Source organism: Psychrobacter sp. Arc29 (genome assembly GCF_041431175.1).
Taxonomy (GTDB): domain Bacteria; phylum Pseudomonadota; class Gammaproteobacteria; order Pseudomonadales; family Moraxellaceae; genus Psychrobacter.
This window is the reverse complement of record NZ_JASMRR010000001.1, coordinates 131709-158188: the sequence shown is the minus strand read 5'-3', so window position 1 is coordinate 158188 and position 26480 is coordinate 131709. Positions and strand designations below refer to the sequence as shown.

22 protein-coding genes and 2 tRNA genes are annotated in these 26480 nt (G+C 44.2%); 4 read left to right on the top strand and 20 right to left on the bottom strand.

Going from position 1 to position 26480, the window contains the following annotated elements:
• Nucleotides 1-49: 49 nt before the first annotated feature.
• The 7 genes from QO189_RS00690 to QO189_RS00660 form a co-directional block, all read right to left on the bottom strand.
• Nucleotides 50-1375, bottom strand: coding sequence for an ABC transporter ATP-binding protein (locus QO189_RS00690; RefSeq protein ID WP_371531111.1), 1326 nt, complete (start codon nt 1373-1375; stop codon nt 50-52).
• A 114-nt stretch (nt 1376-1489) separates the two neighbouring features.
• Nucleotides 1490-3166 (bottom strand): ABC transporter permease, encoded by a 1677-nt coding sequence (locus tag QO189_RS00685; RefSeq protein ID WP_371531109.1) that lies wholly within the window; start codon nt 3164-3166, stop codon nt 1490-1492.
• Nucleotides 3167-3355: 189 nt separating this feature from the next.
• A complete protein-coding gene (locus tag QO189_RS00680; protein WP_371531107.1) occupies nt 3356-4489 on the bottom strand; it encodes an extracellular solute-binding protein in 1134 nt (377 codons plus the stop codon).
• A 248-nt stretch (nt 4490-4737) separates the two neighbouring features.
• Nucleotides 4738-5460 (bottom strand): 16S rRNA (uracil(1498)-N(3))-methyltransferase, encoded by a 723-nt coding sequence (locus QO189_RS00675; protein ID WP_371531105.1) that lies wholly within the window; start codon nt 5458-5460, stop codon nt 4738-4740.
• Nucleotides 5457-7067 carry a 3-deoxy-D-manno-octulosonic acid transferase gene (locus QO189_RS00670; RefSeq protein WP_371531103.1) on the bottom strand — a complete coding sequence of 537 codons (1611 nt, stop codon included), beginning with the start codon at nt 7065-7067 and terminating at the stop codon, nt 5457-5459. Before QO189_RS00670 ends, QO189_RS00675 begins: the two co-directional genes overlap by 4 nt.
• Before the next feature lie 119 nt (nt 7068-7186).
• Nucleotides 7187-8686, bottom strand: coding sequence for a tetratricopeptide repeat protein (locus tag QO189_RS00665; protein WP_371531101.1), 1500 nt, complete (start codon nt 8684-8686; stop codon nt 7187-7189).
• A 109-nt stretch (nt 8687-8795) separates the two neighbouring features.
• The gene (locus QO189_RS00660) at nt 8796-10436 is read right to left on the bottom strand and encodes a cardiolipin synthase (protein WP_371531099.1); all 1641 of its coding nucleotides are present in this window, start codon (nt 10434-10436) and stop codon (nt 8796-8798) included.
• A 279-nt stretch (nt 10437-10715) separates the two neighbouring features.
• Here QO189_RS00660 and QO189_RS00655 point away from each other — a divergent pair.
• Together QO189_RS00655 and QO189_RS00650 are read left to right on the top strand one after the other, a co-directional pair.
• Nucleotides 10716-10791: transfer RNA gene (locus tag QO189_RS00655), tRNA-Val, on the top strand.
• Nucleotides 10792-10828: 37 nt separating this feature from the next.
• Nucleotides 10829-10905 (top strand) — tRNA-Asp (locus tag QO189_RS00650).
• 184 nt (nt 10906-11089) lie between these two features.
• On the opposite strand, the gene modB is transcribed toward QO189_RS00650, so the two are convergent.
• The 12 genes from modB to surE all read right to left on the bottom strand — a co-directional run bounded on the left by modB (nt 11090) and on the right by surE (nt 21621).
• Nucleotides 11090-11791, bottom strand: a complete 702-nt coding sequence (gene modB, locus QO189_RS00645) for a molybdate ABC transporter permease subunit (protein ID WP_371531097.1) — start codon at nt 11789-11791, stop codon at nt 11090-11092.
• Nucleotides 11792-11837: 46 nt separating this feature from the next.
• Complete coding sequence (modA, locus tag QO189_RS00640) at nt 11838-12701, bottom strand: molybdate ABC transporter substrate-binding protein (RefSeq protein ID WP_371531095.1); 864 nt, start codon at nt 12699-12701, stop codon at nt 11838-11840.
• Entirely contained in the window at nt 12694-13185 is a 492-nt protein-coding gene (locus tag QO189_RS00635) for a molybdenum cofactor biosynthesis protein MoaE (protein ID WP_238038473.1), read from the bottom strand. Before QO189_RS00635 ends, modA begins: the two co-directional genes overlap by 8 nt.
• Before the next feature lie 53 nt (nt 13186-13238).
• Nucleotides 13239-13520 (bottom strand): MoaD/ThiS family protein, encoded by a 282-nt coding sequence (locus tag QO189_RS00630; RefSeq protein WP_371531093.1) that lies wholly within the window; start codon nt 13518-13520, stop codon nt 13239-13241.
• A 75-nt stretch (nt 13521-13595) separates the two neighbouring features.
• A complete protein-coding gene (gene moaC / locus QO189_RS00625; RefSeq protein WP_371531091.1) occupies nt 13596-14102 on the bottom strand; it encodes a cyclic pyranopterin monophosphate synthase MoaC in 507 nt (168 codons plus the stop codon).
• Nucleotides 14103-14141: 39 nt separating this feature from the next.
• Entirely contained in the window at nt 14142-14846 is a 705-nt protein-coding gene (locus QO189_RS00620) for a molybdenum cofactor guanylyltransferase (RefSeq protein WP_371531089.1), read from the bottom strand.
• A gap of 71 nt (nt 14847-14917) precedes the next feature.
• Complete coding sequence (gene moaB, locus QO189_RS00615) at nt 14918-15448, bottom strand: molybdenum cofactor biosynthesis protein B (protein WP_371531087.1); 531 nt, start codon at nt 15446-15448, stop codon at nt 14918-14920.
• Nucleotides 15449-15559: 111 nt separating this feature from the next.
• Nucleotides 15560-16660: a GTP 3',8-cyclase MoaA gene (gene moaA, locus QO189_RS00610; protein WP_371531085.1), complete on the bottom strand. Its 1101-nt coding sequence runs from the start codon at nt 16658-16660 to the stop codon at nt 15560-15562.
• Nucleotides 16661-16782: 122 nt separating this feature from the next.
• Nucleotides 16783-18081 (bottom strand): gephyrin-like molybdotransferase Glp, encoded by a 1299-nt coding sequence (glp, locus tag QO189_RS00605; protein WP_371531083.1) that lies wholly within the window; start codon nt 18079-18081, stop codon nt 16783-16785.
• Nucleotides 18082-18436: 355 nt separating this feature from the next.
• Nucleotides 18437-19735 (bottom strand): lytic murein transglycosylase, encoded by a 1299-nt coding sequence (locus QO189_RS00600; protein WP_371531081.1) that lies wholly within the window; start codon nt 19733-19735, stop codon nt 18437-18439.
• Nucleotides 19736-19803: 68 nt separating this feature from the next.
• A complete protein-coding gene (locus QO189_RS00595; protein WP_371531079.1) occupies nt 19804-20592 on the bottom strand; it encodes a M23 family metallopeptidase in 789 nt (262 codons plus the stop codon).
• 183 nt (nt 20593-20775) lie between these two features.
• A complete protein-coding gene (surE, locus tag QO189_RS00590) occupies nt 20776-21621 on the bottom strand; it encodes a 5'/3'-nucleotidase SurE (protein ID WP_371531077.1) in 846 nt (281 codons plus the stop codon).
• Nucleotides 21622-22128: 507 nt separating this feature from the next.
• On the opposite strand from surE, the gene QO189_RS00585 reads away from it, so the two are divergent.
• The gene (locus tag QO189_RS00585) at nt 22129-22563 is read left to right on the top strand and encodes an MCR_0457 family protein (protein WP_058025084.1); all 435 of its coding nucleotides are present in this window, start codon (nt 22129-22131) and stop codon (nt 22561-22563) included.
• A gap of 510 nt (nt 22564-23073) precedes the next feature.
• Nucleotides 23074-24240 (top strand): D-alanyl-D-alanine carboxypeptidase family protein, encoded by a 1167-nt coding sequence (locus QO189_RS00580; RefSeq protein WP_371531075.1) that lies wholly within the window; start codon nt 23074-23076, stop codon nt 24238-24240.
• 202 nt (nt 24241-24442) lie between these two features.
• Here QO189_RS00580 and QO189_RS00575 read toward each other — a convergent pair whose 3' ends face one another.
• Nucleotides 24443-26404 (bottom strand): sensor histidine kinase, encoded by a 1962-nt coding sequence (locus tag QO189_RS00575; RefSeq protein ID WP_371531073.1) that lies wholly within the window; start codon nt 26402-26404, stop codon nt 24443-24445.
• Nucleotides 26405-26480 lie beyond the last annotated feature (76 nt).

Below are 26480 nucleotides of genomic sequence, written 5' to 3'. Positions count from 1 at the left end.
ATTGCTTTATATCAAATAATTTTATAAAGATAAAGGTCTTTAAAACTTATTAGAGCTGTTCATCAACTCTTAGTGATCTGTCGTATTCTGACCAAGTGGTGGCATTGACTTCTTTTTCGTCAAATACCACCACATGCTCTAATAACGGCAAAATACCAATATGTGAGCCAATTTCGTGATTATGATGGCTGGCAACCAATGACAACACAGTCTGTCCGTCATCTAACTGCAATCGATATAAATAGTTGGCACCGCGGAACACTCGTCCAATCACCAAGGCTGTCTGCGTACTATCATCATCATGGATGATATCGTCAGGACGCACGAGCACCTTGATTGGCGTACCATTTGGATAGTCGTATTCGCAGTACTGCGGTTGGCCTGACTCATCGTAGACTTCCATACGGCGATAGATATTGCCAAGCGCCGTCTCCACATGGCCTTCTTTGATGATACCGTCTATCATCGCGCCTTCGCCGACGAACTCAGCGACAAAAGGACTAACAGGCTCATGATAAAGCTGACTTGGGGTCGCCCATTGCACAAGCTTACCTTTATCCATGACCCCAACTTTATCTGCTAGCGCAAACGCTTCGTTTTGATCGTGCGTCACCAATATCGCGGTGGTATTGGTACGTTTGAGGATATCACGGACGTTCATTGCCAGTGATTCGCGTAATACCACGTCTAGGTTAGAAAATGGCTCATCAAGTAGCAGTAATTTGGGATTTGGTGCAAGCGCCCTTGCAAGCGCCACACGCTGCTGCTGACCACCAGACAACTCATTTGGGCGTTTGTCCGCATGTTCCGTTAACTCAACCAAGCTAAGCATTTCAGCCACACGTGCTTTTTTGTCAGCAGCTGACCATTTATTAAGGCCAAAGGCAATGTTTTTTGTTACGCTCAAATGACCAAAAAGCGCATAATCTTGAAACACCATCCCCATGCCGCGCTTGGCTGGTGCCACGGCAAATGATTGGCGAGCTGTTTTTTCCGTTAGACGCTGATTGTTTAAATGAATAGTACCGCCGCGGCTTTGCTCTAAACCTGCAATCGCTCGTAATGCCGTGGTCTTGCCGCAGCCGCTATATCCTAAGAAGCACCCAATCTCTCCTTGCTCTAATACTAAAGACATGCCATTGACGACGATGGTATCGTCATAGCCAACGATCAGGTCTTGTACACTAAAATAAGGATTGGTCGCGATAGTGTTCTCAGTATCTTGGCTCACAGTATAGGCTTGTTCTATAGGCTTGTTGGATTGAGATTGGGCTGTCCGAGTTTGCACTACTGTTGATTGTTTGACAGGAGTAATGCGTGCTCCAGTCTTTACGGACTGAGCGCCTGATGAGTCGTTCATTGAATCAGTGTACATAGACAATCCCAGTTCGCTATTAGTAGATACAATTTTGGATAAAGCAGTAAAAATTATAATATAAGTTGGGCTACACGCCATCGAATGTGGCAAATGTATACAAAGAAATCGCGGTTAGCCTTGTTTGTCACTTTGACGCAATAATATCCAAACAGGAAGCAATCCAACCAGTACAATCAATAGGCTCGGTAATGCCGCCCGCCCCCACATGCCTTCGCTAGTCATTTCAAACACGCGCACTGCCAGCGTATCCCAGCCCTGCCGGCGTGTCATCAATGTGATTGGCATCTCTTTCATTACTTCAACAAACCCCATTAACAATGCCGTGAGCACCCCAGGACTGAGCACCGGTAGCATCACATGACGCCAACGTTGGTAAGCACTGTCGCTAAGTAATTTTGCAGCAGCCTCTTGATTGACGGTCAGTCGTTGCAACTGCCGATCCACTGGCTGAAAACTCACCGTCATAAACCGCGTCGATAACGCCAATAGCATAACGATGACACTGCCTGAGAGTATTTGGGTCGAGGTGATACCAAAAGCAATCATTTGATTGTCTAGCCACGCAATGGGGATAAAAATACCCACTGCCAATACCGTACCTGGCACAACGTAACCTAAATTGGCCAATGTGGTCATTAGCTTGGTCGATTTATCAGGATATTGCCGCTTTATCCACGCAATAATCACTGCCAAAAAGGCAATAAAAAGCGTGGTCATACTAGCAATCATGAGGCTATTGAGGACAAAATCAACATAGCGCGCATCAAAATCTTGGCGAAAATTCAATGCTGTCCAATAAATCAGCTGCAAAAACGGTATCAGAAAAGCCAGTAAAAATACAAACGTACACAGCAAGCTCATCCCTATTTTGGCAGGGGTACTGGCGTCAAAACGCTGATTGCTGCCTTGCGTAATTGAACTACCGCGCTTGGCCTGCCAATACTGCTCAAACAGTACTACAATAAAGATTACACCAATGAGCAATGCAGCCAGCTGCGCGGCTGTGGTCAGACTAAAAAAGCCAAACCAGGCTTTGTAAATAGCGGTAGTAAAGGTATCGACATTGAATACCGAAACCGCGCCAAAATCTGCCAATGTTTCCATACATGCTAGCAATAAGCCACCGATAATCCACGGCAATGCTTGCGGTAATGCCAACCGGAAAAACACACGGCTACGGCTTAAACCCAGCATCTGCCCTGCTTCAATCGCCCGCCGACCTTGTGACAAAAACGCCTGACGCGCCAGCAAATACACATAAGGATAGAATGCCAATGATAAAATGAGGCCAGCGCCCCATACATTGCGTATTGAAGGAATCGCTGTCGTGATACCAAAATCGCGCAGTCCTGTCTGTAACGGCCCACTAAAATCAACAATGCCAATCGTGACAAACGCCAATACATAAGCTGGTATGGCAAGCGGCAACATCAATGCCCACGAAAAAAACCGCTGGCCAGGGAAGCGGTACATGCTGGTTATCCAAGCCAAAACCGTACCGATAGTGCCCGATATAACAGTCACCATAAACAACAAAATCGCCGTATTTTTGAGCACTTGTGGCAGTACGTATTCTGCCATATGTGTCCAAATGTCTGCGACTGGTTGCGTCCACGATAACAACACAATCAAAATCGGCACCAGCATAAACAACGAAATCAGCCCTAAGACTGATTTCGAGATAATACGTTTACGAAGGGCGTGGTCTTGACTGATCGTCTGAGTGTCATTAGCACTGTCATTGACTGTATCGTTTTGACTAACAGACGCATCTGGCGTTGTGATCATAATATCATTACCGTGTCATACTCACTCATCGAGGCTTTTTAAGCATAGACCAAACTCAAAATCGTCATTACTTTAGCAACTAATTCTTAATGACTTATCTTTAAAGGCTGTTTTTTAAAAACTATTCTTTAAAAACTGTTCTTTAAAAAAGATGATTTTGAGCTTAGTATCACGATGACTGGCAGTCCTTTATTTATAACCCGCTTTGTCCATCATTTGAATGGCTTGAGTTTGTAGCTCACCAAATTTCTGTACGTTGATATCGTCTTTTTTGAACTCACCCCAAGATCTCAGCATTTCTGACTCATCAACCCCTTCTTTAACTGGGAATTCTTTGTCTGAGCTGGCGTACAGACCTTGCGCCTCATCAGATGATAACCACTCAATCAGTTTAAGCGTACCGTCTGGATTGTCTGACCCTGCAACTACGCCTGCGCCTGAAACGTTTACGTGTGTACCAGTGGTGCCTTGGTTTGCCCAGAATATTTTCACAGGGAAGTTTGGTTTCTCGTCTAATAGACGGCCATAGTAATAACTGTTGGCAATACCGACTTCACACTGACCAGCAGCAATCGCCTCTAGCATGGCGGTATCATCACTGAATACGTCAGTAGCGAGATTATCAACCCAACCACGGATGACAGCTTCTGTTTTCTCTTCACCCAAATGCTCTATCATGCTGGCGACAAGCGACTGGTTATAGACCTTTTTAGAAGTACGCAAGCATAGTTTGCCTTTCCACTTTGGGTCCGCCAAATCTGCATAAGTCGATAATTGATCGGCGCTGACTTTGCTTGGGTCATAAAAAATCGTACGCGCGCGCAGTGATAGACCTGTCCATTGACCTTTTGGATCGCGATACTTTGCAGGGACATTGGCCTCTAGCACAGACGACGCTACTGGTTGCAGTAAACCTTGCTGCGCTGCTTGCCATAAGTTACCCGCGTCCACCGTCAGTAGCATGTCAGCTGGAGTGTTTTGACCTTCGGCTTGCAAGCGCGCCATCAATGGGCCAGTTTTGTCTGTGACAAGTTCAATCTTGACACCAGTCTGTTCAGTATAGCGGTCTAGCAATGGCTTAATCAGCTGCTCATTACGTGAAGAATAAATAGTAATTGTTTGACCATCTGCACTGGTCGCACCGTCATCATTCGCTGCTTGCTGTTCAGTTTCAGTACCAGCCTCTGTTGTCTCTGTCTCCACGCTGTCTTCGGTTGTAGAAGAATTGCTACAGCCAACCATTCCCAACATCAGGCCAAATATGGCAGCAGACAATACAGGCTTGGTGGTGACTAGATTAGTGCGGATGGTGTTCAGTGGCATGGTTTTCCCCATAGTAATGCGATAAAAAAGATACGGCAAATAGTGAGATAAAATGGTCAAAGCCCCTATTTGTTGGGATTCGTTGGACCATAATTATGGAAACAACATACTAATAGAAATGAGATTAATTATCAATACATTTATCTAACCCAAGATGCTGAAATTATTTGGCTTATTAGTTACTTATCATTTGTCAAAACTTAGTCTTATGAAGGCTGAATACGTTAACGAACGAATGCCAAACCAATTTAGAGCAACCACTGCCCTAACATAACATTGACCGCCGCTTCTGTACGTAATATACGCGGCCCTATATGTACTGGCGTGCACCCGTGTGCGGTGAGTAGCGCTATCTCATAATCGATCCAACCGCCTTCAGCGCCGATGCAGACCAAACTGGGCAATTCCAGCTTTATATCTAATTGTCGAAACTCAGAAAATGACTGCTCAGCATAAGGGTGTGCGACGATGGCTTGATTACTTACCAAACTGGTAAGCGTGTCCTCGACAAATGGCTTAAAGCGTTTTTGCAGCGCAATACGAGGTGCAATGGTATCAACCCCTTGTTGTAGCCCTTCTAATACAAACTCATCAAGACGCTCAAGCATCGGACTTTGCCAATAGCTTTTTTGCGTGCGATAGCTGTTAACAAGTACAATATCGCGTACGCCAAGCGCCGTCATATCCATAATCAAACGCCGCAATACTTTTGGCCGTGGCAATGCTAAAACAACCGTCAGATCCAGTTTGGCAGGCGGGATGATAGTGAGCTGAACATCACATAACTGAATATTATCAGAGGCCATTTTCTCAATAACAGCCGTACCAAGATTGCCACCGAGCTGGCCTATTTTGAGCGTGTCACCGACTTTTGCGCCCAGTATGTTATTGACATGGTCGACTTGCACCAAGTCATTGATCTTTGCCGTGTTTGCAGAGAAGTTTTCAACGGGCAGTAATATGCAATTCATAATATCTCTTGCCCTAAATTTTGGGGAGAATATTGCTCAATAACGTCCTCAATCATCGTAAACTGACGAGTCAACACCGCTTGCTGCTGTACGGTTATTGTCTCGCCAGCTTGCCCTGCCTGCATCGCTAATGATAAATCACTTAACCACACCTCTAGCCGCTGATAAATAAGTGCTATGTCATCAGTGCTATCAGTACCATGCTGATGATTTACTGTACTTTTAGCGCTCTCATTTGAGCCATTTATCGTAATTGGACGATAAAACTGATTGTTTGGCTGATATAACGCACCTACTTCGGCCAGCTTATCGACCACGCTTTGACACGATTGGGTGTAACGACCCATGATAATAGGCGTTGCCACGCTCGCAGGTTCAACTGGGTTGTGTCCGCCTATGTCTACTAGCGACCCTCCAACCAATGCGACATTTGCCAGTGTATACCAAGTCATCATCTCACCCATGCTGTCCGCCAGATAGACTTGCGTATTTACATTGATGCCCTCATCAAGACTGCGGCGTGCCATTGTTAGACCAGTTTTTTGGATCAATGCTGCAACTTCATCAAAGCGTTCAGGATGCCTAGGCACGATGATAAGCAACGTATTGGCTAATGCTGGCCGTGACAATAGCTGCTGATGTAACGATAGCGCCGTCTCTTCTTCGCCGTTATGAGTGCTTGCTGCCACCCAAACTGGTCGGTCTGCTATCGCAAACGCTTTTGCCAGCTCATTTTTTTTAGCAAGCACATTTTTCTTAGAGGGTATCTGCGCACTTGCATCTTTTGCATCAACAATCAGGTTATCGGAATTAATAGCTTCCACATCAATTTTGGGCGTATTGATGACCCACTTTAGCGACCCTGCCACGCGGATCTGTGCGCTATCCGCCCCTAATTGACGAAAGCGTTTGGCAGAATCGCTGTCTTGCGCAATGATGAGCGCAAGGTTTTTCATCATGCTAGTACTCACCGCACCGATTTTTTGGTAACTTTTAAAAGAAGAGGCCGAGAGACGACCATTGACTAGAATACTTGGTATCTGATGCTCAGCAAGCTTGGTCAAGATATTCGCCCATAGTTCAGTTTCGACAAACAGCGCGGCGATAGGCTGTACATGCGTCAAAAATGTCTCAATCACGGCAGGAGTATCAACGGGGACATAGCTGTGGCTCATGCGGTTTTGAGCGATTTCATCTGCAAACCGACTGGCACCGCGAGCAAATCCTGTCTGCGTGGTGTTGGTCAACCATATCTGATAGCCACTAGCCAGTAATGCGTCTAATAAAGGCGCAACCGTATTGGTCTCACCTAGCGATACCGCATGACACCAAATCACACCTTTATTACTGTTATTACTGTGACCAGTAGTCGCTGGACGCGGTGGATACTGCTTGCCAAAACGCTGAGCAACTTCTTGCTGATAATTGTCACGTTTGTGAGAGCGGCGCCATACTTGCAGACGGTATAGTGGTTTTAGCATACCGATCAGAAACTGATAATAAAATGGCGTCTGGTACACCGCTCGGTCAGTCAGTGGCCTATTGTCTAGTAGCATGGTATCAGTGGAGTTGGACGAGGCGTCAGATGGAATATGAGATGATGGCATGGAGTAGCCCAAATTAGTAATGAATCAAACAGCAGGAGGGTAAATGTAAAAACGCGCCAATTCTACCTGAAATCAGCGCGTAACCATAAACTTTTAAAAGTTTACTGAGTAAATAGCGATTAGACGATAATCAGTATCAGTACTGCGACCACGATCACTGCACCAAACAGTAACTGATAGCGCTTGATGCTGTGTTGTTCTTGTTTTTGCGTCGTGATCAGCGCTTGCGCTTGCTCCCATTGAGACACAAGGTTTGCCGCCTCTATATGACCATTATCTGCCGCTTGCTCTAGCCAGTATTTACCACTATCAATATCTTGCGACATGCCTACCCCTTGATAGTACAGCTTGCTAAGTAAACGCTGGGCACGGCTGTCATTTTTGCTAGCGGCTTGCTTCACCCATTCTATACCAGATTTTTTAGCTTCCTCATCATCTGCCGTGAGTCCTTCGCCAAGTAACTCATACATGGCGAAGCGCAGCATAGCAGCCGTATTACCCGCTTCTGCAGCCGCCTCTAATGCTAGCAATGCTTTGTTTTTTGCTGCTATATGGTTGTCTGAAAACACAACTTGGCTACGCGGTTTATCCTGCTTGGCAATGTGCCGCTCAAACTGATCGAGGACTTTGCAAGCTTGCTGATATTCAGTCACGCCTGCGATTTGCGGCACCTCAATCTCGTCTAGCTCTATGAGCAGCTGCGTAAACATTTCTGGTGTCGGTGGGGTTTTTACAGATGACTTAGGCTTAATAACTGGCGACTCTACCTTCGTCAGCTCAGGTTTTATTTGAAGCTCTGGTTGGTGCGGCGCGGTACTTTCCGATAGCTCAGATACAGTAGTTGCAGCAGAAGGTCGCTTGATATTGGCTGATACTACATTAACATCAGCCAATTCATTATTTACCGGTACGTCCTCTGACGGCTCATAGTGATTAGCAGGTTGACTTGTACTAATAGTCGTACTCGAATCTGTCATTGAGTGAATACTTTGGGTCGTATTATGCGTTGCTGACCCAGTCTTTAAATAACTAAGAGTATCTGGATTACTCGCTTGATCCGATAAATCTGGCAATCTTGCGCTAACTGCTTGGTATAGTCCACTCGCCGCTTGTCCACCTTGTACCGCTTCAAACGGCCGATCAATATTGCCAAATAGACGCAGCCCTATTGGCTCTAATGCAAAAAATAAAGGCAGAGCATCAGTAGCCGCATTATTATCACCATAGCCAACCGCCATATGCTGATAAAAGTCATCGGTAATTAATGACAGCTCAGGATAACGCTTACGTAGCTCAAACTGACCATACCAGCGTGGTCTATTTTCCCACTGCTGTGCCAATACGCGACCTGCATAAAATGCCAAAAACACCATAAAGTTGCGATAGTGCTCATCGACGAGTAACGTCGCCTCGTCCCATATACTGCCTTTGATCATGTCACGGCGTACCTGAGACAATAGCGTGTCGATACGCTGTAAGCTCTCAAGCGACTCATCTAGCGCACAATTATGCAGATGTGTCTCATACGCGATACCACCTGCGATAGGACGCCCAGCTAAGAAATCTTGCCAGTAGCCTTCTGCAATATAATCGAGTGGTGTTAAGGGCGAGGCAGACATAGACAGACGTGTCCTTTTTTAGATAAGTTGATTATAGAGGCAATGATAATGATTAAAAATATGAGCATAAAAAACACGGACAGGTTACCTTAACCTAAAATTGAGCGCGCTACAATAAAGGACTAAACAAGCGTACAACATTATCAAATAAGCGTTTTGATCCATGGCGCTGCTGCCACTCTTCATTGTCCAAAATACGGCAACTTTGTAAATATATTTCTTGACAGTCAGCCACTTGAGCGACCATCTCTGGCGTATAAATCGCTAAGCTGACTTCCATATTTAAATAAAAACTGCGCATATCAATATTGACCGTACCAAACAGGCAGTAGTCGTCATCGATGACCACGGTTTTTGCATGTAGCAACCCCCCTCGAAATAGCGCAATAGTCACGCCGGCATCCAGCAGCTCTTGATAATAAGCTTGTGAAGCATGCTGCACAAGGAACGAATCGACTTTTTCAGGAACAATAATCGTCACCTCAACGCCGCGCTTTGCCGCTATCGTCAGTGCACCTGATAGCGACTCATCGGGTACGAAGTATGGGGTGGTGATACGTATGCGCTTATTGGCACGGTGAATCACAGTCACTAACGTGTTGTAAATTACATGCGCTGTCAGCTGCGGTGCTGACGGTATGAGCTGTGCCATCACCTTGTCTACTACAGGCATCTTTGGTATCACAATTGAAGTACTACCGATATCTGGCTGCTCATGATAATCAATCGTATCGCCCAACACCTTTACTCGACTATTCAGATCGTTGATAGTTGGGTCCATCACATACAATTTACGCGTGTAATTGTTAACTCGCTGATGTAGCTCAGCGAGATTGTCGTTATTTTCGGCACCAATATCAGTAACAATAACTTTGGCCATGGCGGTATTGATACTAATAGAGTGCTGGCTGGTGGTTCTGATCGCCACATCAATCCACTGTCCGACATTTTTATTTTGTTTAAAAAACCTCGGATCGACCAAATTAAAGCTACCGATATAGCCAATATATTCGTCAATGACCACCATCTTACGGTGATTACGCAAATCCGAACGCTTAAATAGTGTTTTGAGTAGTCCCACTGGCAGCGACTGATGAACAAACACACCGGCTTTTTCTAATTTACGATGGGCACTACTATTAATAAAACTAAAGCTACCCACACTATCAGCCAATATGTGACACTCAACACCGCGCTGAGCGGCTACCGACAACGCCTCTATCACATCGAGCACTTTTCCTTTGGGATATACAATATAAAACTCCATAAAAACAATGCGCTGCGCTGCATGGATATCCTCAATCAAACGCTGAAAAATTGATGCAGGATCTGTTAACAACTGCATTTGATGATCGGGAAATACTCCTAGCCCTGTCCAGCGCGTTCCTATTTGGCTCACACCGCGGTATTCGATGGGTAGCAGATCTTGTCCTTTATCAAACACCAGATGTTCGCGCCGTGCCATGTCATTCATCATGATGCTTGCTTGATCCACGCGCTCACGGTAGCGTCGTCCAATCATCGGCTCGCCCAGTAGTATGTACGCAATCAGACCGAACACGGGTACGGTATAAAGCACTGCAATCCAAGCAATAGATACACCAATATTACGCTGCACTGATACAACGCGTAACGTCATAACAATCATCAGCACAATATGAAATATCAGACCTAGGCCTGCGTACTCTCCCCACGTCCAGTTAGTGAAGATCTGCCCAATCGTAAAAATATCTATGCTGGCCTCCCTCAATCACGCTCAAAAAACAAAGTATCCGTAGTATAGTAGCTTTTCGCTGTCAAACAACTGCTAACAATCATAACCTACCTCTAAAAAACATAAGTAATCGTCTACCATATATTACTGTTTTTAATACCATTAAAAATTTATTTCCGATTATTTCATAAAATAGTTAAAATAACGTTTGACAGCCAAGTGTAAATCTATATAATACACACCCACAGCAGCAGAGCTTAGTGACAAACATAGGGCTCAGTTGATGTTGAATAAATTGCATCGCAATTGTTCGAAGGGTGATTAGCTCAGTTGGTAGAGCGTCTGCCTTACACGCAGAATGTCGGCGGTTCGAATCCGTCATCACCCACCACTTCTTAGCAAGTGGCTAAACAAGCTAAGAGACCTAAGCAGCGGTAGTTCAGTTGGTTAGAATACCGGCCTGTCACGCCGGGGGTCGCGGGTTCGAGTCCCGTCCGCTGCGCCATATTTAAAACGAATTTAAACTGTTAAGTTTAAGCAAGTTTCGCCTCAAGCATTAGATTGTTTGGGGTTTTTTTGTGTCTGCGTTTTTTGTCTATGTTCCCTCTAATATAACTACATCTCGATAAGCATCTATTTTGTATTAGCAATAGTTATAATCATCCAACGGACGTGCAGGTATTTTAGCACTATGGACGCTGACTCATGCGACTCACACTAGCAATCAACGCCACCATCACTACGCCCATGATAATCAAAATACCGGACATCATATGCGCCGCCTCATAGTTGAGCGCTTCTACTTGCTCATATATCGCAATCGATACCACCTTGGTCTCACCTGAGATACTGCCACCTATCATTAGCACCACACCGAACTCACCAATGGTATGAGCAAAGCTCACCAAACTACCCAAAATAATACCCACGCGTGCTTGCGGTAGGGAGATTTTGATAAAGCGGCGCAGACGACTGGGCTCTAACAGATGCGCGACTTCAGTGACACTTTGAGGAATACGCAAAAACTGTGCATACACTGGCTGTATATAAAAAGGCAGTGAGTAAATAATAGAGCCAACCACTAGACCTTCAAAGGTAAAAATAAGCGGACTAATATTGTGCTCAATAAGCCATTTACCGATACCCATACTTGGACTTAGCAGTAATAATAAATAAAAACCTATAACCGTAGGTGGTAGTACTAGAGGCATGGCAATAATGCCCATGAGTAGAATTTTGAAACGCCCAACTGCCTTCTTTCGACTTGGTTTGGCAAGCCAATAAGCCATAGGGGTTGCAAACAACAGTAAGCACAAGGTCGTGACAGAAGCGAGCTTAATGCTCACCCAAAATGGACTGAGCATATCTGACATAAGAGACTGATCGATCATATAATGTCACGGCTCGTTCTATAGGTAGAGGGTCTAGTCTAACGACTTATTGGATGGACAGGTAGCCTGCCTGCGCGAAGTGCTGTTGTCCTGCATCCGAGCGCAAGTAATCAGTAAATGCCGCTGCTGTGACTGTGTTATTGATAACGACACCATCTTGTAAGATGGCTGGATAGGATGCCGATGGTAAAGTAATGAACTGCTCAGGTTTGGCTTTTATCGCGACAAGTTGAGACTGCGCCACAAAACCATAGTCCACGCTGCCTGTATGGGCGTATTGAAATGCTTGGCCAATATTCTCTGCCTGTATCAGGCTTTTTTGTGCATTTAATTTGTCATACATCTTTTGTGATTGCAGATAGGCTTTTGCAGATGCCCCATAAGGGGCAAGTTCAGGATTGGCAATAGAAATCTTGCTATCATCTGTGAAACTAGCACTTGTAAACGCGTCAAGAAGCGATGCTGGCGTAAAATCATTTAAAGTTTTTGTGACACTATAGAGTGCCAACTGACCTCTAGTATAGGTAAATGGCGAGGCAGATTTATTATTCTTATCGGTATTGTCAGAGATACTTTCATCAGCAAGCTTTGCAGGGAACTCTTGATTGGCAGACAAAAATATATCATAAGGCGCCCCTGCCTTGATTTGAGCATACAGTTTGCCAGATGACGCGTAAGTGACTTCGATATCTAAGTTGTCTTGATTCGATATATTACTATCCGTTTGATAGCTATCAATGATATTAGGTAGGACATCAGATAAGTTGGCTGCCGCAGCGATACGTAGTGTCTGGTGCTGAGCACTTGTCGCAGTCGCCGATTCTGCATTCGTATTTTTATCTGCTGTACAAGCACTTAATGCCAATAGCAAACACGCAGAGGCACTAATAGCAGCTAGTGACCTATCCATTATTGCTGAGCCATTTAGACGAGTCATCTTCGTAATACTCTTGCTTCCAGACCGGAATGTCCGCTTTGATGGTATCTAGTATCCAGCGGCAGGCATCAAATGCTGGATAGCGATGCGCCGACACTACCCCAACCCACACAGCCACATCACCAATCTCTAGCGCACCAATTCGATGAATGGCAATAGCATGAGTGATCTCAAAGCGCTTTTTGGCCTCTTCTATGATAGCGCGGCCTTGATTGATTGCCAAATCTTCATAACCGTAATACGTAAGGCGATCAACGCTCGTGGCATTATTATGATTACGCACACGCCCTTCAAAGCAAACAAACGCACCGCAGCTATCATTATCTAATGTACTTTTGAGCTTATTTTCGTCAATTGCAATATCGAGCAATGCAAAACCGTCGCGCTCAGCAATAAGGTAGGCTTCATCGCTACTGCGTTTGATAGTCATTGAGTGGTTATGGACGTTATCTGTCATTTCTTTTCTCTGTCTGCTCTACTTGTGGCTTATAGCCGCTTATAAATGTGTGTCTAACCACCAGCGACTGGGGTGATAAAAACCACGCTATCGCCGTCATTGATTTGATCTGTCCATTTAGCGAAATAATCGTTCACTGCGACGCGTAGCTCTGCTTGCGAACGGCTAAAACGATGCTTTTGACTGAGCTGTTCGTATAGTTCAGTTAATGAGGTGTTTTGGGGTAATTTGACAGTCTCTTGCTGACAGTTGGCCTCGTCCGCCAAACTGGCAAAATACATGACGTTAATGTCCATCGTTGATTCGATATCAGCTTTTGTCTCAATAGTACTCATAAACCTTTCCTTTTTTTGCAAGCGTCCTTGCTTGATATTCGGTATTTCTCTAGTTATGAACTCATTGTTTTCATACTAAGCATGAGTATAGTCTGACTTACCACCTATCTTTTTAACCAGATGAATATCATCTATAACGATGTCATGCGATAACGCTTTGGTCATATCATAGATGGTCAAGCAGGCAACGCTTACGGCGGTTAGCGCTTCCATCTCAACCCCCGTTTTGTGCGTGACTTTAACCACCGCACTGACGGTAATACTGCTCAGCGCATCATCATATGCAAAGGTCAGGCCAATCTTATCTAGCGGCAGCGGATGACAAAGCGGTATCAGATCATGCGTGCGTTTGGCAGCCATAATACCAGCAATATGTGCCGTTTGTGTAATGCTGCCTTTTTTGGTCATACCATCAGCTGCTTTAATTTGCGCATAAATCTCGCTCGGAAAACAAACCTGTCCCGTCGCATTTGCCTCTCGCATCGTTGCGATTTTGCCACTGACATCAACCATCGTGATGTCACCATTACCATCTAAGTGTGATAAAGCAGATTGGTGATTTGTCTGAACGCTGTTACTCATTGATATAGCCTTTTCTTAGTAATCTCTTTATCGGTATTTTTATTGTTTTAGTAGCGCGGCACACGCCTGCTTAAAATCTTTAGGGGTATTGAAATTGGTTAAATGCTGCCAGTCCTGAGTAAATGGCACGGTTTTTACCATCGGCTGAATAAATGGTATGACGCGACGCGCACCTGTATCAATATAAGCTCTCAAATCAGGTTTAATGTCTAAATGATAAAGTCCTAATAGTGGATATAAATGACTGTCATCTTTTAAGCAAATGACGCGCTTATCAGAAGCTGGAGTAATCGAGTGTTGCAGTTTTTGCCACAAATCGGTTGCGGGTATTAAGCTGTCACAACTCATTACCAATAGCCACGATGCATGCTGATTGTTAGTTGTAAACAGATTATTCGAGCCAGTCAATGTTTGCAATGCTGATTCGATAGCAACTAAAGCACCGCCTGTACGAATCTGCTCATTATTATCCGCGTCAAAATCAGAACCATAGTCAGCAATAGGCATCACAGGCGACTTGGGTGTAGACGAATTGATATCTAAACCAAGATGAAAGCCGCGCCCATTATCCGCAATCAAAATAGGAACTTGCAACTCGCTGGCATGACGAACATGATAATTTAGCAGCTGCTCACCTGTCGGCAGAGTGAGCGTCGCCTTTGGTGTTCCCATACGTTTGGATGCTCCGCCAGCTAAAATAACTATACCTACCAAATTGTCCGAACTGTTTGAGCACGCTGTCATGATGCCACCGTCTATCAGTTTTAGTTAAATAGCCGTCATGGCTTAATCATTTATCATTAATTATTTATAAATCAGTCATGACTGGGATTTTGCGCCAAAAAATGCGGTACAAAATTGCACGGACGAGTACGGCTATCAAACTGCTCTTTTAGGATATTTTCCCACCCTGTACGGCATGCGCCAGACGAACCTGGTAGACAAAATATACCAGTACCATTGGCCATACCAGCCACTGCCCGCGACTGCACCGTAGACATGCCTATCTCATCTTTTGAGATCAAACGGAACATCTCACCAAAACCATCAATCGACTTATCGAATAGTACGCTGACGGCTTCTGGCATACTATCTCTAATAAAGAACCCTGTACCACCTGTGGTGATGACCGCGTGCACGTCTGGGCTGGCAATCCAGCCACTAATCACGGCGCGAATCTGGTAAATATCATCAGTGATGAGCTGACGGTCTGCCAAATGATGCCCTGCTTCGGTCAAACTATCTACTAAATACTGACCTGATGTGTCTTCTGCCAGCGTACGGCTATCAGAAACAGTCAAGACCGCAATATTAAGAGGTGTAAATGGTGCAGCAGACTTACTCATAAAAGATCCTTTATAGATATAATTTTATAATTGTATTAAAAAAAGCTTATGTAAGAAAAGCTATAGCAAAAACAGCATCGGTTAGCATCATGATTAAGGACTGAGAATGCCTTAACCACCGATTATCGAGAGATTGTGCATGATGCCACTGTTCGAGTCATGCAGATGATGATGCTCAGGCTTAATCGGCATAAAGCTATGTAAAGTGTTTACCAGTCCTTGGATATCGTCCTGCTGTAAGTATGGCCGAATATCATAATTACCTTGGTCAAATAAGCACAGATGCACCTTGCCCTGACTACTGACTCGCAAGCGGTTACAAGTATCACAAAAGTGCGCAGCATAAGGCGCAATCATACCAATACGGCCGACATAATCAGGGTGACTGTACTCGACCGCTGGACCATCGGCACTACCACGCTCGTGTGGCTGCCAACCATGATCTAACAAATAATCCGTGATGATATCAGACTGAGCATGTTGGGCAAAAAACAAGTCGCTATTGTCACTGGTCTGCATAAACTCAATAAAACGATAGGTCACTTGCCTATCTTTGACGTAGTCGATCGCGGCGATCAGGTTTTCAAAGGCAGTCTCTGCCATCAAGACGCTATTTATTTTGAGTTTGATATCCGTCGTTTCTAGCAAGATATCCATATCCGCCAGTATCTGCGGCAAGGTATCAAAACCTGTCATTTTGTGAAAAGTAGCCGCATCAAAACTGTCCATACTGATATTGAGCTGATCGAGTCCAGCCGCTTGCCAGCTAGCCAAGTGCTTGCCTAACTTATAAGCATTACTGGTCATCGCCACTGTTTCAATACCATCAATCTGTTTAATGGTTTCGATAATTTCGACAACATCACGGCGAATGGATGGCTCGCCGCCCGTAATTCTCACTTTTTTGGTACCTACTTGGGCAAAGCCGCGCACCAATGTCGCAATTTCAGAAACGCTCAACTCATCATCAGGACGTTTGCCTTGATAACCATTTGGCAAACAGTACTCGCAGCGAAAATTACAAAAATCAGTAATAGATAGACGCAGATACGTCAGACGCCGTGCGAACCCGTCAGTTAAAGGCTGATGGACTTGGGTTGCCTGATCAATCGGCATCATTAGAGCAGACGTTATATAGCTGTCAGACAGCACAGGTGCTGACGCAGGAGAATACAGTTGCGGTCTGTCTATTTTGATATTGTCTTCATTCATATATTACTGCCATCAGTATTGCTTGCCATAAGCGTTACTTTATTATTCGTGTTTAGCATCCCATTGCTAGATTGCTTTTTAATTTCGTTCCATCGTTTTATAGCAGATTGGCAAACGATGAATTAGCGATGTAACCAAGGAAACGGTTGTACGGTAACCTTATCACCAGATGATATATTACCGCTGTCTTTGTCTAATACAATAAAGCAATTGGCGCGGCTCAGCTGTTTTATTCTGTGTGATTGTTGACTTGAAAAGCACTCAACTTGGTGATTACCCGCCTCATCTTGTGACAATACGCCGCGCTGAAAGTCTTTGCGGCCGGGTGATTTTTTGATGTCATTTGTGAGTTTAGCTTTAATCGTTAGGGGCATCGGCTGCTCGGACACACTCGCACCTGACATCTGCCATAATGCGGGTATCACAAACTGTAGCGCGCCCACCACCGTCGAAAGCGGATTACCCGGTAGACCAAAATACAATACGGGCTTATCGAGATTTTTATTTAACTCGCCAAATACAAACGGTTTACCAGGTTTCATCGCCACTTTGTAGTGGTTGATTTGCCCAAGTGTTTCGATCACGGTTGTCAGAAAATCATAATCGCCGACTGAGACGCCTGCTGTCGATATCAGCACATCACAAGCTTGCATGGCTTCATTGACCGCAGCTGTCGTCTTATCCAAATCATCAGGAATGATGCCATAATCACGAATGATTATAGGCAAGTCCGACAGTAGGCTTTTGAGCGTTGGGGTGTTGGAGTTGTATATCTGGGCTAAATGTTTCAGCTCATCGCCAATAGCGACGAGCTCATCGCCTGTCGCGAGCACACCGACGACGAGTGGCTGAAACACGCTCACTTCGCTGACACCCAGATTTGCCAGCAAGCTGATATCGGCAGGATTGAGTCGTTTTCCTATCTTTAGTACAGCTTCGCCAGACTCAATCTCTTCGCCTTGCGCACGGATATTATCGTTGGCTTCGGCCGTTTGCGTGAGCGTTATGCTGTAAGGTTGAGATTTATCGATGGTCGTTTTGATATCAGCAAAGTTGGTATTCTCTTGCATAATGACTGTATCACAACAATCAGGCACCACTGCACCAGTAAAAATACGGACGCCCTGCCCTGCTATTGTCTCACCAATGTAAGCACTGCCCGCTTGAGACTCTCCGATGATCTCGATCGTATTACCTTCTGACAGCTCGCTACCTCTAGCAATAGCATAGCCATCCATCGCAGATAGATTCTGCCTTGGTACATCAAAGGGTGAGGCGATATCTTGCGCTAATATGTAGTTACGACTGTCTAATAGATCGCAGGTATTGATAGCTCTGTTGTGAAGCGGGAAGTCAGTATTATTATTATAATTATTGATACGCAGCTTTATTGCCGCTTGTAGTTCTTCCATGGTAATCATAAAGGTATGCTCTTTTGGTCGTTCTCATTATTTGTGATTGAATCTTTATTATTAAAAGCTATCTTTAGAGTCTATCATTCACAGTATCGATTTTCTTGTATTAACCTTGTCCTGATAAGTTTTGAAGACTGCTAGATCAAGCCAACTCAAATATTTGATGAGTATCACAATATTTATTCATTCAATAAATTTCAGCAAAATCAGACATAGCCTGAGGCAAAAAAAGCACCTTGGCAAGGTGCTTTTTGTAGAGCAAGGTAACATGCTTAATTGATGATTAATGACTGATTCATAATGGCTAAAAGCGATTATGAATCGCGATCTTCATACGGTGTATAAATACCGTCAGCTTACCTCACCAGCCAGCCAATGAAGAGGCGCTATTTTGGGTGATAAATCCATCTGGCGTTTGCCCATTATCTGCTTGCCAGCGCTGAAATGCCATACGAGTATTGGTGCCCACGATACCGTCAGCACCTTTGGTGTCGTAACCCATGCTAGTCAAACGGCGCTGTAAGTTGGTCACTTGCGTGGTTGACAACGGACGCTCATAGCGGGGCCATGATTTTCGCAGACCACTTTGTCCATCAATCGTTTTGCCTAACAGGCTCACCCCTAGCGCATAACTCGACGAGTTATTGTAAACCTTGATAACATCAAAGTTTGGGCTTAGCAGCAATACGGGACCATCTTTACCAGCTGGCAACCACAGCTCCATCTGAGTATCGGCATCTAAATAGACATCATCTATCGTATCGACACCCATCGCCGCCCATCTAGCCGCAGGTTGCTTACTGCCCATCATTGAATAATCAAACGAAGCAGGTACAGTCGCCTCATAAAAAGGCGCTAGACCACGCACCCAGCCTGAGTTGCTCAGATAGTTGGCGGTAGAAGCGAGTGCATCGCCTGTGGCCCAAGGATTGCGATGACCATTACCATCGCCATCAACGCCTTGCTTGAGCCAAGTCTCAGGAATAAACTGTGTTTGTCCCATGCCACCTGCCCAAGAACCATCCAGTTGCGACCATGATACGTCGCCACGCTGAAGTAGCGTCGCTAAGGATAATAGCTGAGCTTCTGCAAATTCTTGACGACGACCATCGTAGGCCAGACTGGCAAGCGAGCTTGGCAAATCACTATTACCCGTGACCGCGCCATATGACGACTCCATACCCCATATTGCTGCGACAATCTCTGCATCAACACCGTACTGCGATTCTAATTGAGACAAGAACGCACGCTGCTCTGCAAATTTGCGCTTACCTACGCTCACACGCCCACTAGAGACAGCAGAGTCCACATACTCCCAAGGCATCTTAGAAAACTCAGGCTGTCCTGAGTCTAGTGAGATAACTTGCTGATTCAGATAAGCGGAATCGAGCAATCGGCGAATGACTCCAGTATCATAGCCTGAAGATATTGCACGCATAGAAAAGTCTGATTTCCAATCAGAAAAGCTGCTATAGCTTGTCTTTGGGGCGGGCTGTGGCTTAATAACTGGCGCTGGTGTTGGCTTCACCTGCACGGTTTGGGTTTGAGTAATCTCAACGCCACCTTGACGGACAGGCTTTTTTTGCATGGCTTGCTGGCTCGTACACCCGACCATCACTAGTGCCGGCATCAGAGTGAGGTATTGTTTTTTTAATCTCATAAAAAGTCTCAAACATAAATAAATAAAATGGACCAAAGCCGCCCAGCCATCAGCGACATGCCTCAATACTAACGCCCAAGTACTGTACGTGGATCAATCGGATTACCGTTCAAGCGAACTTGGAACTCCAGCCCTACTTGATTGGTCTGACCACTGCTACCCATCGTCGCGATACGCTGGCCACGCTGTACCGTATCTCCTTCTTTTACAAGCAATTGGCTATTGTGTGCGTAGGCCGTGATGTAGTCATCACTATGGCGTATCATAATCAAGTTGCCATACTCTGGTAGACCGCTGCCTGAGTAAAGCACCGTTCCTGATTGGCTAGCAAGTACTGGATCACCGACATTGCCAGCAAACCACATGCCCATATTACCCGCTGCTGGATCAATGTTACGCGTCACTGGATTGCGAGTAGGATAATCATAACCAGAGGTCGAATTGGCCGTTGCCTCGTATGCTGGCGTTTGAGACTGGGTTACAGGTGGGGTATAAGTTGGTTGTGGCTGTGCTGGTCTGCTATAGCTGTTATTACTTGCTGTCGTCGCTGCACCGCCCTGCCATAGTTTGAGCCATTGCCCACTATAAATCGTATATTTACTGTCCAGATTATTTAGTGCGCCAATCTGACGATAGTTAAGACGATAGCGTGCCGCAATTTGGCTGACCGTATCGCCACGTTGTACGCGATGGTAGTTAGGGACGCCTTGTGCGTTGGTAATAATCTTAGGACCTGCTTGGTTTGGTGATTGATAAGTAGGTTTGGTTGCACAGCCGACTACAGACAAGGTAGTAACTGCCATAGTGCCAATCAACGCCGCCTTAGCAAGGTGCGATCCGGTCATGATTCTTTTCATACAAGGTTCCTGTTCTTTGTGTTGCTTATCTATTGTTTTATCATCTAAAAGCACTTGATATCACTCAAAAGCCTCTAGATATTGTCACTACAATCAGCGATCTAGCAGATGATTTATATCATTCGTACAGCAAGTGATATGGTGACCATCACCTATGTCATTGATAATCATATCCTATCGAACTTATAAATCTAGTGCCAAAAACTTATCCAATGTCGCCGTTGGGGTATGATGTAAACGTACTGGCGACAGACTGATGTATCCTGCTGCCACTGCTTGATCATCCGTTATGCCCGATGTTAATACAACATTTTTTTGATTGGTTGATTTAGCTGAACTGTCTAAGGGCTGCTCATTTTTGTGCTTGCTGTTTTTACATTTGCGTAAAGACAGCCAGTACGCATCTCGGCCGCGCGGGTCAATCATATGACGGACTGGCTCGGCGATCTGCTTGTGTCCCAATGAGGTAACCTTTCGTCCTTTGATATCACTGCTGCTATCCACATCAGGAATATTAACGTTTAATACATGATAGGGCAAATTTTTGAGAAACTCTAAAATCGAGGTCTCAGTGAGCAATTTGACAATTTCATTTGCCGCCACTTTATAATCACTGGCTGATTCTTGTCCGCCATTTTTTACGCCGCCACCTACCGAAGACGTAGCAATAGCAGGTATGCCCAATAGTTGCGCTGTCAATGCCGCGCCAAAGGTACCAGAAAACATCACGTCCTGTCCTAAGTTTGCACCTGAATTGATACCTGTAATGACACAGTCAAAATCCACGTCACGGTATAGCTCATGCAGCGCCAGATGAACACAATCAGCTGGTGAACCATTTACCGCTATAAATCCCGATGGCAATTGATGCGTATGCAATGGCTTTGATACGCTCAATGCACTAGCATAGCCACTCTGCTCCTCGTTTGGTGCGACTACCACGACCTCACCGATGGTCGATAGTGCTTGAGACAGTGCTAATAATCCTGGCGCATACACCCCATCATCATTACTAATCAAAATCTTCATGTCAGCTCAGTATGTTTGTGTCAAACCGTCTTTTTGTTAGAAATTTTTGCTACCGTACCATATCTTTATTCGCATAAAAATAGCAACCAAAGGCTAGTATATAAAATAAAAAATTTGGCGATTACTCTTGAAAGCCTTGTGATATCAGTATATTAAAACTAAATTATCTTGATAGCCCGAGCGATTATACCTGAACAATAGATAATCACGAACCCAGTCTTTGACCAAAAACTGTCTGGCATTTTTGTCTATTGTTATATTATTTGCCCAAGACGGAGTCGAAATGAGAGAAATAAGTCAACGCGTTACAATATGCAACACCATACAACAATACAAACTGATGCGTTTATACTGATGTGACTTCATTGGTATATGCTACTGATATGTTGCTGTAAAATGCCTTTGGCTCACAAGATATCTACACATAAATCAATATTTTATGTGACTTTTGTTTTTTTACCCATTAACATATCACCATCAAATAAAGATAAGCGAGTGTAATACTGAATGAAGAATCAATCGATATTATCTATAGCTTCTGTGATAGCAAAGACCGCCTCAAAAATCGGGCTGGCAGGACTAATAACGTCTGTTGCCATGCTGTCTCAAGCGTCTAATGCTGCAAACAATCCTGCGACCACTATTCCGTTAGATATGTCTGGCATTAATATCACAAAGCATGAAATTGCTGTGATGCAGGTACTATCAGAGATCTGTCCATCAATGCTGAACGGCAATCAAAAACAACGTTTTTATAAGTCTTATACCGTGCAATTGCATGAACTAATGCCTTCGCTAGAAGACCCAAAAGCAGCCATCCAATACCTGTCAACGCAGCAAGACTATCGTCAGATACTGCAAGGGATTCGTAGCTGGACAATGGGCTTCTCAAAGCAAGAAAATAAAGCCTTGTGCGAAGATTTGGCGAACGCAGAGTATTAATCACTAAAAGCGTGTAAGCGTAGAGAGCCGTCTTGAGCGCTAGAAAAGCCAGTCATAATTAACGACAATAAAAAATGGTTTTGTTCTTTCTGGAGCCCCACCCTCACTATCGTCAAAAATGATACTCTACACTTACCTATTAAGTTTAATGAACATAAAAGCTTGCTGTCATTCCGCTTATAAACCACAAGCGGTACAGCAGGCTTTTTTGTGGTCGTTGAATTTATGCTGATCGAAGTTATCTATAGGTTAGTAAGAGCAAACACTTGATACCTATTCGCTTTTCTTTTTATTCATGCCTTACTTTTTTGCATTTATCGATTCCCCATCGGTTGGCATTTTGCTAAGATAAGGCGTTAATTTTATGTCTATCGTACAGTCGTTCTTGTTTTGATTAATACATTATTTTAGACATGATGTTTAAGGCATGCTGCTTAAAATAATGTATGAAAATTGACATTGAATACAAGCGATAGATACATTTGGTTCCATGATGCGGTGTAATGATATATGACAGTAAAGCGTGTAAAAAATCAGCTAGTACAGCTGGTCGTTGGTGTAAGTATCTCAATGAGTGCAGTGATGGCAAACGCAGCCATACAACCACCTGAGATGGATAATACCGCCTATGTATTGATGGACTATAATACTGGTGAGATCTTGGGTCAAAAAAATGCGAATGAGTCATTACCGCCAGCGTCTCTGACGAAAATGATGACCAGTTATATCATCGAACAGCGCTTAGCATCAGGCGACCTCAAAGAAGACGATCAAGTACTCATGAGCCAAAATGCATGGTGCCGTGGTAGCAGCAGTCAGTCTTGCATGTATGTGCCAGTCAATAAGACCGCTAGTGTCATCGATATGCTACGCGGCATTATCATTCAATCAGGTAATGATGCGTCAAAAGCTATGGCTGAGCATATCGCAGGTAGCGAAGCATCATTTGCAATCTTGATGAATGAGCAAGCGCAAAAGCTTGGTATGGAAAACTCTCATTTCGTCAACTCTACTGGCATGCCTGCTGAAGGTCATCAGGCATCAGCGCTAGATCTGGCCAAACTTGCTCGCGCTATTGTCAAAAACAGTGGTGATTACTACAGTATTTATTCAGAAAAAGAGTTTACCTATAATGGTATCACTCAGGGCAACCGCAATGCCCTACTCGCAACCGATCCTACGGTTGATGGTCTAAAAACGGGCCATACTGATGCGGCAGGTTATTGTTTAGTCGCTTCGAGTAACCGTGACGGTATGCGCCTCATTTCTGTCATCATGGGCACCAAGAGCCAGCAGGCTCGTGCTGATCAGTCGCGTGAACTACTCAACTGGGGCTTTGGCCACTTCACCACAGTGACCAAAGCGCCTGCTGGTCAGTTCGTCAGCAAAGTTCCAGTATGGTTCGGAGAAGCTGATGAGGTAGAACTGGCAACGGGTGATAACTTACAAATCCTAACCAGTAAAACGCAGAAGAATAAAATCACGACCGTGGTTGATATTCCTGACAGCCTAGAAGCACCGATTAAGAAAGGTCAAGAAATCGGTAAGATGATGGCGGTTATTGATGGTAAAGCTGTCGCATCTGTCCCTATTATTGCCACTAATGATGTCGCACAGTCAGGATTCTTGAGCCGTACTTGGCAACATATTGTGCGCTGGGCGCAGAATATGTTCTAAAAACTGCTCTATTTTTATAAATAGAGAGCTAGAGCAAAGTATCTCATTATAAGAAAATGACACAATAAAAAAGACGCCTTAAAATTGGGCGTCTTTTTTATTTGTTGTAAAAAAATCTTGGCTTGTTCATGCTTTTTATCAGAAAATTACATCTAACGGGCTAGGAGATTTTAAAAAGCCAAACGTATTTTTTGAGAGCGTTTTAGGTCCATACTAACCAACGTTTTAACAAGTCACTCAAAGCCTTGTGCTGATAAGTCGTGCTATGACAGTAATCGATGCCCGCTGCCTTTAAACCATACTCGAAATTATCAACATAACGCGCTTGATGTTGGGGATACCAGTATATCAATAGAGCACGTTGCACGCTTTCTTCGTTTTCATGTTGGCGAATAAGTTTTGCTAATAGTTCAGCTTTATCCGCGAGCACGTCCTCAGCGAACATCACCATATCCACTTTCTGCGCTTTTATCTCATTCATGACTTGCTGTGTGTCTTGATGGCAAATAACCGTAGCGCCCAGATACTCTAGCTCATTGAATAAAGTACCGGTCTCTTGATCATAATAATAAATAATCGTTAGACCATTTAGTAGCCGCTGCTGGCGAGATTGCTGTTGATTCGGCATCACTAACGTCAGGGTAAACTGCGTCCCTGACCCCAAGGTACTATCAACTTCGATCGTCGCTCCCATGAGCTGCACCATTTGCTTCACCACAGGCAAGCCCACACCTGAGCCTTCATATTGGCGCGTTTGTGACGAATCCACTTGAAAGAAAGGATTGAAAATATCATCAATATGATTGCTATCAATACCGATGCCCGTATCTTTGACACTGATTTTCCAACGATTACTTTTATCAAAATGCGTCAGTTGTGACGTGATCACTACCTGTCCAGTAGGAGTAAATTTAATGGCATTACTGACTAATATGGATAATATTTGCTGAATTTTTGCAGAGTCGCCATAAAGACTGTAATCTACATGATGAATATTACTGGTTAACGCTAAGCCTTGTTGGTTGGCTATAGGTTCAAACTTTATTAAAAGATCAGATATCAACTGTAGCGGATTAAATTCATTGTTATGAATTTTTATTTGTCCTTTTTGTATCTGATTTAATTGAATAATATGATCCAGTGACAGCACCAATTTATCACTACCATTGCTGATAATTTCGACAGCGTCTTTTTGCTCTCTAGTTAAGGTTTCATAGTCCAATAACTGTAATCCACCCACGATAGCGTTGAGCGATGTTTTTAGTTCATGGGTAATCATGCTTTGGAAATTATGCAACTGCACATCAAGCGAGACATCTTTGTTATGTAGTTGTTGCTCAAAGGCGGCAAGCGTATCATATCCTTGCTTGGCTTCTTGCAGTCGACCAAACAAGATAGCCAAGGCCTTTTTTATTTGTGTCAGCTCTTGAAAGTTAAAGCGCTGCGGAATAATAGGTAGCTGCTCTAGCGCTGCGTTTTTGATGATAATACCGCAGACACCATTTAATGCTTCGATATCTTTGACCGGCCAATTCAGCTTTCGAAAGATATATATACCTGAAATAATAGTCAGTAGTAACGTGGTCAACCACAACGGGATAATGCTACGAAACCAATGTGAACGCAGTACTTTCACATCCATGGTGATGTTGATATAGCCAATCAGCGTGTTATTCCTATTCGTGTTACCGATCGATTCATCCGTAACTGATGACGCGCTCATACTCTCAGACAGATCTGTCGCTAACTGCTGATTAGATGTGGGTTTATTGGGTCTGACACTCTCAAAATCTTCATATTTACTAACGACAGGATAGTTAAAGCTGACCGTATCGGCAAATAAAGCATTTTTCCAGTCATCTAGTGATTGGCTGATATCGTTGATAGGCTGGGATGTGGAATAAAACACAATACTCTGAATGCTCGGCTCATTTTCTAATAAAACATTCACTTGCTCAGCGACGACGTCAGCGCCGTCTGGCGTCGATGCACTAGTTGTTAGTAACGAGGCTAACTGCTGTATATGCTGATGCTTTTCTTGGTAGTGATGTACTAGACCATAAATAAAAGGCAATACAAAACCTGCCAGCAGAGCCAGAATTACGGCCTGTCCAACAGAGCGCCAAATGAGCATAGAAATGGTTTGAGACGAACGATTGTTCATATCACTCTACTGAGTCAAGAAAAGTTTTACTTATATTACAGGTATTTGAGAGATGTGATAAGCGAAAGATTGAGGT